General features: G+C 44.7%; 14 protein-coding genes. 4 read left to right on the top strand and 10 right to left on the bottom strand.

Going from position 1 to position 12,537, the window contains the following annotated elements; all coding sequences use genetic code 11:
• Nucleotides 1-73: 73 nt before the first annotated feature.
• Nucleotides 74-673, top strand: coding sequence for a rhomboid family intramembrane serine protease (locus tag Q3W56_RS13515; RefSeq protein WP_019713390.1), 600 nt, complete (start codon nucleotides 74-76; stop codon nucleotides 671-673).
• Here the strand turns inward: Q3W56_RS13515 and Q3W56_RS13510 are convergent.
• The 5 genes from Q3W56_RS13510 to Q3W56_RS13490 form a co-directional block, all read right to left on the bottom strand.
• A complete protein-coding gene (locus tag Q3W56_RS13510) occupies nucleotides 670-2,151 on the bottom strand; it encodes a PH domain-containing protein (RefSeq protein ID WP_302895852.1) in 1,482 nt (493 codons plus the stop codon). The genes Q3W56_RS13515 and Q3W56_RS13510 overlap by 4 nt on opposite strands.
• Nucleotides 2,141-2,620 (bottom strand): PH domain-containing protein, encoded by a 480-nt coding sequence (locus Q3W56_RS13505; protein WP_019713388.1) that lies wholly within the window; start codon nucleotides 2,618-2,620, stop codon nucleotides 2,141-2,143. The genes Q3W56_RS13510 and Q3W56_RS13505 overlap by 11 nt, the downstream gene beginning before the upstream one ends.
• 169 nt (nucleotides 2,621-2,789) lie before the next feature.
• Nucleotides 2,790-4,274 carry a degradosome RNA helicase CshA gene (gene cshA, locus Q3W56_RS13500; RefSeq protein WP_019257533.1) on the bottom strand — a complete coding sequence of 495 codons (1,485 nt, stop codon included), beginning with the start codon at nucleotides 4,272-4,274 and terminating at the stop codon, nucleotides 2,790-2,792.
• A gap of 405 nt (nucleotides 4,275-4,679) precedes the next feature.
• The gene (locus Q3W56_RS13495) at nucleotides 4,680-6,053 is read right to left on the bottom strand and encodes a UDP-N-acetylmuramoyl-tripeptide--D-alanyl-D-alanine ligase (protein WP_302895851.1); all 1,374 of its coding nucleotides are present in this window, start codon (nucleotides 6,051-6,053) and stop codon (nucleotides 4,680-4,682) included.
• 74 nt (nucleotides 6,054-6,127) lie between these two features.
• Nucleotides 6,128-7,213 carry a D-alanine--D-alanine ligase gene (locus tag Q3W56_RS13490; RefSeq protein ID WP_019713386.1) on the bottom strand — a complete coding sequence of 362 codons (1,086 nt, stop codon included), beginning with the start codon at nucleotides 7,211-7,213 and terminating at the stop codon, nucleotides 6,128-6,130.
• A gap of 153 nt (nucleotides 7,214-7,366) precedes the next feature.
• On the opposite strand from Q3W56_RS13490, the gene Q3W56_RS13485 reads away from it, so the two are divergent.
• Entirely contained in the window at nucleotides 7,367-7,687 is a 321-nt protein-coding gene (locus Q3W56_RS13485; RefSeq protein WP_019713385.1) for a thioredoxin family protein, read from the top strand.
• 14 nt (nucleotides 7,688-7,701) lie between these two features.
• On the opposite strand, the gene Q3W56_RS13480 is transcribed toward Q3W56_RS13485, so the two are convergent.
• Nucleotides 7,702-8,574: a cation diffusion facilitator family transporter gene (locus Q3W56_RS13480; RefSeq protein ID WP_302895850.1), complete on the bottom strand. Its 873-nt coding sequence runs from the start codon at nucleotides 8,572-8,574 to the stop codon at nucleotides 7,702-7,704.
• A 245-nt stretch (nucleotides 8,575-8,819) separates the two neighbouring features.
• On the opposite strand from Q3W56_RS13480, the gene Q3W56_RS13475 reads away from it, so the two are divergent.
• Together Q3W56_RS13475 and fbpB are read left to right on the top strand one after the other, a co-directional pair.
• Complete coding sequence (locus Q3W56_RS13475) at nucleotides 8,820-8,984, top strand: Fur-regulated basic protein FbpA (RefSeq protein WP_302895849.1); 165 nt, start codon at nucleotides 8,820-8,822, stop codon at nucleotides 8,982-8,984.
• Nucleotides 8,938-9,117 carry a Fur-regulated basic protein FbpB gene (gene fbpB, locus Q3W56_RS13470; RefSeq protein WP_080010237.1) on the top strand — a complete coding sequence of 60 codons (180 nt, stop codon included), beginning with the start codon at nucleotides 8,938-8,940 and terminating at the stop codon, nucleotides 9,115-9,117. The genes Q3W56_RS13475 and fbpB overlap by 47 nt, the downstream gene beginning before the upstream one ends.
• Before the next feature lie 23 nt (nucleotides 9,118-9,140).
• On the opposite strand, the gene Q3W56_RS13465 is transcribed toward fbpB, so the two are convergent.
• The 4 genes from Q3W56_RS13465 to Q3W56_RS13450 all read right to left on the bottom strand — a co-directional run bounded on the left by Q3W56_RS13465 (nucleotide 9,141) and on the right by Q3W56_RS13450 (nucleotide 12,532).
• Nucleotides 9,141-10,286, bottom strand: a complete 1,146-nt coding sequence (locus tag Q3W56_RS13465; RefSeq protein ID WP_302895848.1) for an acyl-CoA dehydrogenase family protein — start codon at nucleotides 10,284-10,286, stop codon at nucleotides 9,141-9,143.
• A gap of 129 nt (nucleotides 10,287-10,415) precedes the next feature.
• A complete protein-coding gene (locus Q3W56_RS13460) occupies nucleotides 10,416-10,751 on the bottom strand; it encodes a hypothetical protein (RefSeq protein ID WP_003225151.1) in 336 nt (111 codons plus the stop codon).
• Between the two features lie 94 nt (nucleotides 10,752-10,845).
• On the bottom strand, nucleotides 10,846-11,613 hold the full coding sequence (locus Q3W56_RS13455) for an ABC transporter permease (protein ID WP_302895847.1): 768 nt from the start codon (nucleotides 11,611-11,613) through the stop codon (nucleotides 10,846-10,848).
• Nucleotides 11,606-12,532 (bottom strand): ABC transporter ATP-binding protein, encoded by a 927-nt coding sequence (locus Q3W56_RS13450; protein WP_302895846.1) that lies wholly within the window; start codon nucleotides 12,530-12,532, stop codon nucleotides 11,606-11,608. Before Q3W56_RS13450 ends, Q3W56_RS13455 begins: the two co-directional genes overlap by 8 nt.
• Nucleotides 12,533-12,537 lie beyond the last annotated feature (5 nt).

The following is a 12,537-nucleotide window of genomic DNA, read 5'->3' as shown; positions in this document are numbered from 1 at the left end:
ACGTACTATTTGAAAGGTTTGTCTCATAAACGTGTTACTATAGAAATACCAAAATGAAGAAAAGGGGCTCGGTATGTTTATACGGACCGAAAATTTTCAAACGTTTATCAGGCTTTATCCCATTGTCACCTTTATATTGGCCTTGCAAGCTGTTCTCTGGCTGTTTTTTTCACTTCCAGTCCATTCAGTCTTGTTATGGAGAGATGCGGTCACAGGCTATAATTTAGGCGTCGCAAACGGTGAATGGTGGCGGCTGATCACTCCTGTTTTGCTGCACGCCGGTTTTACCCATCTGCTGTTCAATTCAATGTCCATCTTTTTATTCGCCCCGGCTTTGGAACGCATGCTGGGAAAAACGCGTTTCCTTCTTGTGTACGCTGGATCCGGCATCATCGGCAATATCGGCACATATGTTACAGAGCCGCTTGATTACGTGCATGTCGGGGCTTCCGGCGCGATTTTCGGGCTGTTCGGCGTGTACCTGTTTATGGTTCTGTTTCGCAAAGAGCTGATCGGGCAGGAGCATTCCAAAATGATTCTCACACTGCTTGCATTTGCCATTCTCATGTCGTTTATCAACTCCAATATTAACATGATGGCCCATCTGTTTGGACTTTGCGGCGGGTTCTTGCTCTCATTTTTATGTGTGCAAAAAAAAGAGCGGCGGTATTAACCGTCCGCTTTTTCATATGAATACCAATTTAAAATGAAGTCTGCATCCTCTTCCCCTACATCCCTCACCGTTAGTTCTTCCATATGGCTAGATGATTTGACCGAGGTAGAAATGGTATACAGGCGGCCTTTCTTCTGAATATAGGATTGGCTGAACTTGCAAACCTGCATCCGCTTTTTCAGCACAATCGCAGTTGTTCTTCCGATAAATCTTGACGTCAGCTGAAGACGGTCCTCGTTAATCGTCCATGCTGTATCCTTATATGCGAGGTAGCCGAAGATCAATTCAATCGGCAACAGAATGATTGACAGATAGCCCCATGGCTGAAAAAAGATACATAATGGAATAATCAAAAAGAGTGAAAAAATAACGGAACGGAACAGATATCGTTTCAACGCGCGCCGCGGCAGACGGCGGACGTTTTCTTCCAGCGTATATTCCGGCGTAAATGTCTGGAGCATGTGCGAAAGCTTTTTTTTATGAATCATCGGAAAAAGAATGGTCAAAGCACCCTCTTCTTTTTCCCGTTCGCCGCCGCCCGCGCTGACGATGGACACCGTCACAAAACCGAAAAGCTGGCGGATGATGTTTTCTTTTATTTTAATGGCTTGTATTTTTCGAAGGGGAATCGTGACTTGATGTTTTTCAATAATCCCCCTTGAAATCACCAATTCCTGCTCTTTTTTTATGATCTGAAAGTTCGCGTATTTAAACATCATACCGGCGATGCTGAACACCCAGGCGATAAATAAACCAATAAAAATGAGTACCGCATAAATGCCGACGCTCGCGTGCTGAAGGAAGGAAAATTTATCGAAAAACCAATCCATCGGCAGCACTTCGTCAAGCTGGGTAAAAAGCGCAAATACAGCGGAGATAATCACTCCGATTCCCCCGGATGTAGAAGCGGCCATGAGCAATTCTTTCACGTTCATCCGATAGTGCTCTTGCGGCTCAACGGCTGGAATGAACGCCTGTTCAGCTTCAAGCCATTCTTCCTCTTGTTCGCTTTCGTGCCTCTGCGCTTTTTTCTTAAAGACGGCTTCCTTAATGCGTTCGGCTTCTTCAACAGAAATAGCAGAAAGAACAGCTTCCGCCTCCTTGCCTCCGCCTGCTGTTTCAATTTGCAGCTTCACAAGCTTAAAGATTTGCTGGATCACGCCCGCACTCGTATTCATCGTTTGAATCCGATCGATTGATATGTATCGCTTTTTCGTGACAAACAAACCTTCTTCGATTCTAAATTCATCATTTTCTATTCGATAGGTAAACCTTCTCCATTTGATGATGCTTGCGGCTATAAGCCAGATAAACAGCAAACCCAGCGCAATGGCTCCGTAAAAACGGACAGTATCGTTCGAATTGACGATATATACAAAAAAGAATGGCAGAATAATATTTTTTATGGTTTGAATAATGGTATGGCATAAATTCAAAAGGACTGCCGCCGGGTGCAGGCGTTTCGGTTCAGACATCATCATCAGTCACCCTTGCCAGACGGGAAATAGAGTCTCTCAGCCGATCCGCTTCCTCCATCGCCAAAGCGGGGATCGAGTGAACGGTCGCAGCCGTGGAAATCTTTACGGTTGCCAGGTTGTACTTTTTCAATAACGGCCCTTGAGACGTATCGACGTGCTGAACTCTGACCATCGGGACAATCACACGGGTCACCACAAAAATACCTGACTGAATATCTATCTCATGTTCATGGACTTCATAGCGCCACACTTTATGACGGATCTTTGGAATGATCAGGACCGTCACAACCGAACCCAGCAGCCAAACCGCGCCGAGCCCGCCGCTGATCCAGTACGGCCAATGAAAATAATAGCTTAATACTGCAACTGCTATGACGATAAGCAAGCAGACAGCGGATATGATGACTTCTTGAAGTCGCCAAACCTTTAATCCGTCTGGACTGATTTGGTTTTTTGGCTGGTCTCTCAAAATACCTACCTCCCGTTTTTTCGTCGTTACTTATACGTCTCTTATACAGAAAGGTTTCATTCTTAAGCATACAGAGAAAAACAGCATCCGTCAGCTGAAAGTTTGCTGAATAGCCATGCGAATATAAAAAAGCCCAAAACGTCATGTTTTGGGCTTTCAGTCGATAGAATTAGTAAGATTTTTTCTGGCGTCTGTCACCTGAAGAACGGCGGTCGTTTGAACGCTTTTTGTCATAGGAAGAACGGTTATTGCTTTTCCCTTTTCCGCCGCGGTAGCCGCCGCCTTGTCCGTCTCTGCGTTTAGAAGAGCGCTGGTTCTTGTAGCGTTTGCTGACCATCGGCGCTTCGTCTGTTAAGCGAACAGGCGTGTTATCCGGCTCTTTTGTAGCCATTTTGATAGCCGCTGCAACCACTGTCACTGCATCATGATCTTCAAGCAGCTCAGCTGCCGCTGTCATGTAGAAGTTCAAGTTGTTTTCGCTGATTGTCGTGCGAAGACGTTCAACTGTAACCTGCTGCTGGCCTTCTAACGCTTCATCAAGTGTTGGCTCTTTCATGCGGTCCATTTTGCGTTTCGTTGTTTGTTCAATTGCGCGAAGCATGCTTTTCTCACGCGGTGTGATGAACGTCATCGCCATACCTGTTTTACCTGCACGGCCTGTTCTTCCGATACGGTGAACGTAGCTTTCAGGATCTTGAGGCACGTCAAAGTTATACACGTGTGTGACGCCTGAGATATCAAGTCCGCGAGCCGCAACATCAGTTGCAACAAGAACTTCGATTGCGCCTTCTTTAAATTTGCGTAGCGCAACCATACGTTTCGCCTGCGTTAAGTCACCATGAATTCCTTCAGCCGCATATCCGCGAAGGTTCAGAGCTTCAGCCAGCTCATCGACACGGCGCTTTGTGCGTCCGAATACAATTGCAAGCTCAGGAGACTGAATGTCAAGAAGACGAGTCAAAGTATCGAATTTTTTGCGCTCTTGCACTTCTAAATAGAACTGCTGAATGTTAGAAACCGTCATTTCTTTTGCTTTTACTTTTACGTGTTCCGGTTCTGTCATGAAGCGTTCTGCAATACGTTTGATCGGCGCTGGCATTGTAGCAGAGAACAGAAGTGTCTGATGCTCGCTCGGCACGTTTGAAAGAATAGATTCAATGTCATCAATGAATCCCATGTTCAGCATTTCATCCGCTTCATCCATTACAACAGTGTTTACATTGTTTAAACGAATTGTGCGGCGGTTGATATGGTCAAGAAGACGTCCAGGTGTTCCAACAATGATATGCGGGTTTTTCTTTAACGCCCGGATTTGTCGTCCAATATCCTGTCCGCCGTAAATAGGAAGAACCTTCGCACGTTTATCTTGTCCGATTTTATATAATTCTTCAGATACTTGAATGGCTAATTCACGGGTTGGCGCGATTACGATTGCTTGAATATTAGGAGACTCGGGGTTTATTTTTTCAACAAGGGGTATACCAAACGCAGCTGTTTTACCTGTACCTGTTTGCGCTTGTCCAATGACGTCTTTATTTGAAAGTCCGAGCGGTATCGTTTGTGCCTGAATCGGTGTTGCTTCTTCAAATCCCATACGATTAATTGCTTTCATGAGATCAGAACTTAAATTAAAATCTTGAAACGTTATAGTCAAATTATTCAAACTCCTTCTAATTGCTGTTTCAGTAATGTCGTGATTTACCACTTATAAAACTGCCCTTTAGACAAAAAGGGACAGGATCCATCCGTATACAAAGCCCGAATTACTTTAAGTTTTATCTTACCATTACACTACTTGTTTTTCAATAAGATGAGAAGTAGATCGGCTTCTCGAATATGCCGGGCCGGTTGCTGCTCCATCCGCTCCCATGTCCGGCGGAGAACTTCGGGTCGGCGGATGAAAGTCCGGAAGAGTATGTTCTTATCGCGAAATAACCTGTATTTATTGTATCATAGCCGTAGCCGGCCAGATATACATAATTTCTGGCCGGCATACATTAGTGTTTGCACATCAGGTTATTTTATGATGCAATATGCGTTTTTTCCGAAAGATTTTTTATTATGAAAGCGGGCTCTCTATTAAATCTTTAACGATTTCTTCAAGCTTCATACCTCTGGACGCTTTGAATAAAATTAAATCTCCTTTGGACGCGTTTTCCTTCACAGCCTGGAAGAGATCTTTTTTATCAGTGTAATGGCTGACGCGTTCTTTCTCAAAGTGTTTCAGTGCGCCTTCTGCAATAAATGCTCCCAGATTTCCGTACGTAAAGACACGGTCGATTTTCTCAGGGCTGATCACGGCGCCGCACTCTTTATGGAACGTTTCTTCAAGATCTCCGAGTTCAAGCATATCGCCAAGTACGAGTATTTTTTTCCCATAGCCTTCAAGGCTTTCTGTCAATTGAATGGCAGCCTTCATGGAAGTCGGACTCGCATTATAAGCGTCATTGATAATCGAAATACCGCTATCAGTTTTGATGAGTTCAAGTCTCATGCCGGTTACCTTTAGTCCGCTCAGTCCTTTTGCCGCATCCTCAGGCGTGATGCCAAAATAAGCCCCTGCAGCAATCGCAGCCATAGCGTTCATGACATTGTGCTTGCCAAGTATCGGAATAAAGTACGTTTTTTCCATCCCTTTGATTGTAAAATGGGTTCCTTCCTCACTCTGGCTGACATTCTGAAGCTGATAATCATTATGCGCTCCCGTACCGTACGTTTTCGTCCGGCAGGTGTATGCATTTTGAAGGAGCGGTTCGTCCCCAATATAAATCAGCACTCCGTCTTCTTTTAGCCCATTAATGATTTCAAGCTTCGCCTCCGCGATGCCTTCTCTTGAGCCAAGGTCTTGCATGTGTGATTCTCCGATATTCGTAATGACTGCCGCATCCGGGTTTGCCAGGCGGGACAGGAGATCAATTTCTCCTTTGGCGCTCATACCCATCTCCAATACAGCGATCTCCGTATCTTCAGGCATGGCTAAAACGGTCAGCGGCAGACCGATGTGATTGTTGAAATTTCCTCCTGTTTTGTGGACACGATACCGAGTTCCCAGGACGGCGTGAATCATATCTTTCGTTGTCGTTTTGCCATTGCTTCCGGTTACCCCGATGACACGGGTGCCAAGCTCCTGCAAATAAGCTTTTGCAAGCTGCTGAAGAGCGGAAAGGGTGTCGTCCACTAAGATGACGGCTTGATTCTCGGGCGGATTTGGTTCTGACCGATCCCAAAGAACGGCCGCTACACCGGCTTCAAAAGCCTGCGGCACAAAAGTGTGGCCGTTAAAACGTTCTCCTTTCAGCGGGATGAAAAGCTGATGTTGTTCCAGTTTTCTTGTATCAGTTGCCACTCCATGAATGATTGTTTGTTCATATTGCGGATTTGTCAGTGTGCCTTTGACCATTTCGGCAATGTTCTTTACTGTTCGTTTAATCAAGTGAGGTCCCTCTCTTTCTTTTATATATACGGGAAAAGACACTGCCCTCTTACCGGCAGTGTCCATGTTCATTATTAGAATGTATGCTTAATTAATTGTTTTTCAGCATGGCGTTCTTTTGCAAGCTCCACAAGCTGTTCAATCAGGTCAGCGTATTCCACTCCAGCCTCTTTCCAAAGCAGCGGGAACATGCTGAAAGGTGTAAAGCCAGGCATTGTATTGACTTCATTAATCAGAACTTCGCCTTCAGCTGTCAGGAAGAAGTCCGCTCTAACGAGTCCTGACCCATCGATTGCTTTAAACGCCTTAATCGCCATATCACTGATTTTCGCATATTCCTCGTCGGTCACATGCGCCGGAATCATCAAATCAGTGTCTCCATCCTCATATTTCGCTTTGTAATCGTAGAAATCTGTCTTCGGTGCGATTTCTCCCACAACAGAGCATTTAGGATCGTCATTTCCAAGAACGCCGATTTCAATTTCACGGCCGTTAATTCCTTCTTCGACGACGACTTTGCGGTCATATTGGAATGCGAGCTCAAACGCTTTTTGCAATTCTTCACGGTTTCGGCATTTGCTGATTCCGACACTTGAACCCAGGTTCGCCGGTTTTACGAAGCAAGGATAGCCTAATTCCTGTTCGACCTGCTCACAGCTTTCTTCCGGAGAACGAGTCCAATCTTTCTTAAGGAAAGCTGCGTATTTAGCCTGAGCAAGGCCGGCCTGCGCGAACAAATGTTTCATGACAACTTTATCCATGCCAGCTGAGGAAGCAAGCACACCGTTGCCGACATAAGGAATATTCAACAGTTCGAGCATTCCTTGGATCGTACCGTCTTCTCCGTTCGGTCCGTGGAGGAGCGGGAATACGACGTCGATGGCTTCATTTTGCTGTGACGCTTCCTGCGGAAACATTTCCTGGTTTAGGGCAGCTGGAGAAAAAGCACTGCCTCCTTGCTCAAATTGAAGCATTTTCACATTTGAAACAGGCTCAGTTAAACGGGCGCCTTTTACCCATTCACCTTTTTCTGTTATATAAATCGGATGTATATCAAACTTCTCAGTATTTAGCGCTTTGATTACAGCCAGAGCTGTCTGCAGGGAAACATTATGTTCTGCCGACTTTCCTCCGTACACTAATCCTAGACTTGTTTTCAATGGATACTCCCCCCACTACAATTCATCTTTACTATCTTATCATTTTCACAAGAAAATGATCTAATTATTTTTGGGCATGCTGATGTTGAATGCATTTGTATGTAATTCCTTTTTATTTTATATTAAAATGGCATTGAAAAGGAGATGTGACATATGAAAAAAATCACGACAAACGAACAATTTAATGAACTGATTCAATCTGATAAAGAAATTATCGTAAAGTTTTATGCTGATTGGTGCCCAGACTGCACACGCATGAATATGTTCATCGGCGATATTTTGGAAGAGTACAATCAGAATGATTGGTATGAGCTGAATAAGGACGAGCTTCCTGAACCGGCTGAAAAATACCAAGTAATGGGTATTCCTAGCTTACTTATCTTCAAAAACGGTGAAAAAACAGCTCACCTTCACAGCGCCAATGCCAAAACGCCTGAAGAAGTGACTGAATTTTTATCTGAACATATAAGCTAATTCGTTAAACAGCCTTATTTTATGTCGTCAGGCTCTACATGAACATGAACATGAGTCACATCGTGTTCATGTTTTATTTTGTCTTCTACTTCATCCGCCACTCCATGGCCTTCTTCTACTGTAAGCTTCGGATCAACTGTAATGACCATTTCGATATGAACAGTGCTTCCTAAATACCTCGCTTTCACATCTTTAAGTCGATGTACATTCTCAATTCTGCCGACGGTCTGTTTGTAAGGCTCAAGATCTTTTATATGAAAACCGTCTGTTAAAGAATGTGAAGCGTCTTTAAAGATATCCCACGCCGTCTTGCAGATGATGATACCGATGACAAAAGCCGTTACCGGATCGATCCACGGCAGCTGCAGCTGGGATGACAACACCCCGATAAATGCTCCGGCACTTACAAAAGCGTCTGACCTGCTGTCCTTTGCCGCTGCCATAAGAGCAGAGCTTTTAATCGATGATGCCAGCCTTTTGTTATATAAATAGATGCCATACATAAACACAGCACTGCCTAACGCCGTCCATGCAGCGATAAGACTTGGCGTTTCCGTTGTTCCGTCCGCAATCGCTCTGCCTCCGCCGATTAACACTTCAATGCCGACAACCATCATAATAAAAGACGCAACAAGAGACGAAATCGTTTCAGCCCGATAATGGCCATATGGATGATCGCTGTCAGCCGGCCTTTGGGAAATACGCAATCCAATTAGCACAGCAATTGACGCAACAATATCTGTTCCATTATTTAACCCGTCTGCTCTCAGCGCTTCGGAATGATATAGAATTCCGATTACAAGCTTCACAACAGCAAGGATGACATATGCCAAAATATTGAGGAGCGCCCCTTTTTCTCCTTTTTTCAGATTTTCTGTCCGCACCATTGAATACCAGCCTCCATTCTATTACATAGTATGGTTCAAAACATAAAAAATAGAGCGGAAACATTCATAAGAGGCACATTTCGACAGCAAATTATTGCCCGGGGAATTTTTGTCGATCTGTTGAAAGTTTGCCAACTTGCCAATGAATAGGACTGTTTTCACCTTTACAGGCTAATGTGGACATTGTATACTAAGGTTAATTGATAATGATTATCAATATCGTTTGATTGGAGGTTGGTGACACAATGACACCTCAGTCTGCAGAAATCAGAAAAAAACAGCTCATTCATCTGTTCATACAGAATGGTATATACAAAAAGTCAAAGCATCATTTGTATGAATTGTCGCTAACGGAGTTAGAAAGTGAATACAAACATATCAGGAGGGCGCCGGAGCATGCCGAAGCGTAAAGCAAAAACCTACCAACAACTGATCCAGGAAAACAAAGAGGCGATTATGGGGAATCCAAAGCTGATGAACGTCATTTATGACAGAATCGACCGCAAGCATCAAAAAAATCTGCAAGAGCAAAGCAATACATAAAAAGAGCCCGGAAGGCTCTTTTTTCATGACTCAAACGCTTCCGCGGCCAGCTTTTGGATCACCGCGTCATCCATCGGCGGGTTGTGGAGACCGGCGCGCACATCACGGTAATAGCGCTGAAGCGGGTTGGTTCGTTCAAGGCTTTTGGCGCCGACAATTCTCATCGCTTTATCGACAACAGACAGCGCAGCATTTGTGACGATATGCTTCGCCGCGCCAAGCTCGCTTCTCAAGCGAGGACGGCGCTCCGGATCGTCGTACAATTGAGCGGTATGGAAAAGAACATGTCTGGCATTGAGCAATTCAAGCTCCATTTCGCCTGTTCGTTGCTGTACGGCTGGGACATCCTTAATCGGTCCCTTCAAACTATTTGGGGAATACTCAGATGCAAATTGCACCGCATAGTCTCGCGCCGCTTGAGCAATGCCAAGATAAATCGCCGGAATGTGAAGCAGCCAGCCATTCGGCTTAGCTCCCCGAGGCCCTTGAAGTAATTCAACCAGTTTCTGCTCATCAAGCGTTACCTCATTCAGTACAAGGTCATGGCTTCCAGTCGCCCGCATCGCCATCATATCCCACGTTTCTTCAATCGACAAACCGGGATCATCTTTATGAATGAGAAACACGCCTGTAGTTTGTTTCTCCTCAATCCATGCTGTCACTAGAAAATAATCCAGTGCTTGTGACATCGTCGTAAAGGTTTTTCTGCCGTTCACTGTCCATTTGCCATCCTTTTTCACGGCGTTTGTACCGGGACGCCCTCCTCTTGTCGGGCTCCCTGTTTTCGCTTCTGTCGCCGCCCTGTTGATGACGGCTCCGTTTTGAACTTCTTTTGCAATATACGCAAATACGTCTTTATCCCAGCTGTTGCCTTCTCCAAGCTCTCCGATTACGCTCAAATGCCAGCCGATGCTTAGTGCTGCAGGAGCATCTCCCCGTGCCAGCCGTTCTTGAAACAGGAGCATATCGTATACAGAAATGCCTCCCCCTCCATGGGATGCCGGCAATGTTAATGCCGTATACCCAGCATTACGCAGTTTTTGTATTTTTTCTGCTGGAAAACGTCCCTGTTCGTCATCTTCAGCTGCTGTTTGCTGAAACTCATCCGCAATCCGGCCAATTTTCTCCATCCATTGCCGCTGTTGATCGTTTTGTATAAATAATGACATCCGGCAGACCCCCAAGTTTCAATTCCGATAAATTTAATATGTATTATAGATTTCCTGCCATTATTCCGCAACTGTTAACCTTTTGTCCGGTATAGAAAAACACGCCGTTCCCCTAAGGGAACAGCGCGATTACACAGGATTTGCATCCCGGTCTTGTTTCATGCCGAGATAAATCAGCATATATGTCAGGTAACCCATTGTCATCACCAGGCCGCCAAAGAAAAAGCTCGAAAAAATCGGCTCTTCAAACGCAGTCACTGCCGCAAGCACAATCCAGCTGGCATACAGGTAGATGATAAAATAACGAATGCCCGTCTTCATTTTATATATCATGTACAGCCCCACGAGAGAAAACAATCCAAGCGCGAGTCTGAAATAAACAAGATGTTCAAACTGAAACATGAATGACACAAATGAGAATCCAAGCAGCAATACAATCGGTAAAGCGGTAATAAAGTTCCTCAATCGAGACACCTCCGTCAGTACCTTTAGTATAAACCAAATTATCAAATGATATTGATTTACGTGAGCTTTTTCACAAAAATGTCATTCCTTTCCTTTACACCCGGACATCCCGTTTACAGAAGCACCACCAGCCAACGGCGATGAAGAATATGGCATGTATGATGATAATCCCTACTGAAAATAATGGTGTCATGCCGGAGAACAAAGCTGTCGCTCCGCTACTATATTGTGTAAAGTCAGTATTGGCAAAAAGCAAAAAGCTGCCCCATTTGTTTTCAAAGAGCTTCATGAGCTGGACAAGTGTACTCGCTCCGTATAAAACGACAAAAGAAACGACAACTGCTACCGCGCTGTTGCGGAACAGTGAAGAACAAAGCAGCCCGAATAATCCCATCATTACGGATTCAAGCCAATTTGAGCCGATCAGCGCCAAGGTGTTGATCAGCAATGTCTTTGATTCCGCGCTCACGGATGTGCCGAAAAAGACGAGACCGAATAATAATGCCAAGATGTAGTATGCCAAATACAAATAAAAGCTGACCATCACGACTGTGATTAATTTTGACCAAAAAACCTTTTGCCGTTTAACAGGACGGATGAGCAAAAATTTGATCGTCTTTTTATCAAATTCCATCGAAACAATTGTCGCTGCAATCACGATCGTTAAGGCCTGCAGCAGGATGTTCAGGCTCGGTGTATACGATAAATAGCCGATGAAGTTTTCATCCGTTCCGGCACTGATGACTATCCGTTTAATAATCAAGGCCATGAAAAATTGAAAGACCGCCATCAGGATAAGAGATACTAACGTTACCTTCCGATTAAAAAGTTTCATATGTTCATTCCAAATTAATTTAGACAAGCTCTTCTCCCTCCTCTTGATGAGCAGTTGTTGCTTTTATGAATTCATCTTCAAGTGATTGCGTATAAGGCATAATGGAAAAGACATTCAGATCTTGTCCGACAAGTGAACGGTTCAGCTCCGGAATGTTTTCTTTTGCTACCTCAACAACAATCGCCCCGTCTTGCCGCTCTGCCTGATATTGATTGCCTGCCAGCCAATTGAGCGCTTTTTCTTCCGGCTGCACTTCAATGATCGCTTTTTCTGTCTTTTGATCTGTTCCATGTAAGCTGACTTCCGCTTTAATCTCGCCTTTTTGAATGATGATGACACGGTTACACAGATCTTCAACCTCCCGCAACAAGTGAGTGGCGAACAGGACTGCTGTTCCTTCCTTTTCTGCGAGCTCCTTAATATGATCGCGAAAATCCTTCATGCCGGCAGGATCAAGACCATTTGTCGGTTCATCTAAAATAAGAAGCTTCGGCCGGTGAAGAATCGCCTGTGCAATACCAAGACGCTGGCGCATGCCGAGGGAATAGGATTTCACCTTATCATGAATCGCCGATGTCAGCCCTACACGTTCCACTACTTCATCAAGCCGTTCATCCGCTATTTTTTTGTGCATATTCGCAAAGTGCTTAAGGTTTTCCCATCCTGTCAGGTACGGATAGAACTCAGGATTTTCGACGATCGCTCCAACCGCTCCCATCGCTTTTTCAAACTCTGTATCATGCTGAAAACCACTGATTGTCACACTTCCGCTGTTTTGTTTTAACAGCCCGACGATGATACGGATGAGTGTCGTTTTTCCGGAACCATTCGGACCGAGCAGGCCGATGATTTCGCCCTCCATGATGTCCATGCTGATTTGTTTTAAGATTTGTGTAGACCCAATCTTTTTATCGAGGCCTTCAATATGTAAAATCGGCTCAGCCATAAAGC

Origin of the sequence: Bacillus sp. C28GYM-DRY-1 (assembly GCF_030519405.1) — a bacterium.
Lineage (GTDB): Bacteria > Bacillota > Bacilli > Bacillales > Bacillaceae > Bacillus > Bacillus spizizenii_A.
This window is presented reverse-complemented; position numbering and strand designations above follow the sequence as displayed.

Coding starts and splice junctions, on each gene's coding strand:
- Q3W56_RS13480 (WP_302895850.1), bottom strand. CDS start 8,574: ATGGTGCGGACAGAAAATCTGAAAAAAGGAGAAAAAGGGGCGCTCCTC.
- Q3W56_RS13450 (WP_302895846.1), bottom strand. CDS start 12,532: ATGGCTGAGCCGATTTTACATATTGAAGGCCTCGATAAAAAGATTGGG.
- Q3W56_RS13465 (WP_302895848.1), bottom strand. CDS start 10,286: ATGTCATTATTTATACAAAACGATCAACAGCGGCAATGGATGGAGAAA.
- Q3W56_RS13485 (WP_019713385.1), top strand. CDS start 7,367: ATGAAAAAAATCACGACAAACGAACAATTTAATGAACTGATTCAATCT.
- Q3W56_RS13475 (WP_302895849.1), top strand. CDS start 8,820: ATGACACCTCAGTCTGCAGAAATCAGAAAAAAACAGCTCATTCATCTG.
- Q3W56_RS13515 (WP_019713390.1), top strand. CDS start 74: ATGTTTATACGGACCGAAAATTTTCAAACGTTTATCAGGCTTTATCCC.
- Q3W56_RS13510 (WP_302895852.1), bottom strand. CDS start 2,151: ATGATGTCTGAACCGAAACGCCTGCACCCGGCGGCAGTCCTTTTGAAT.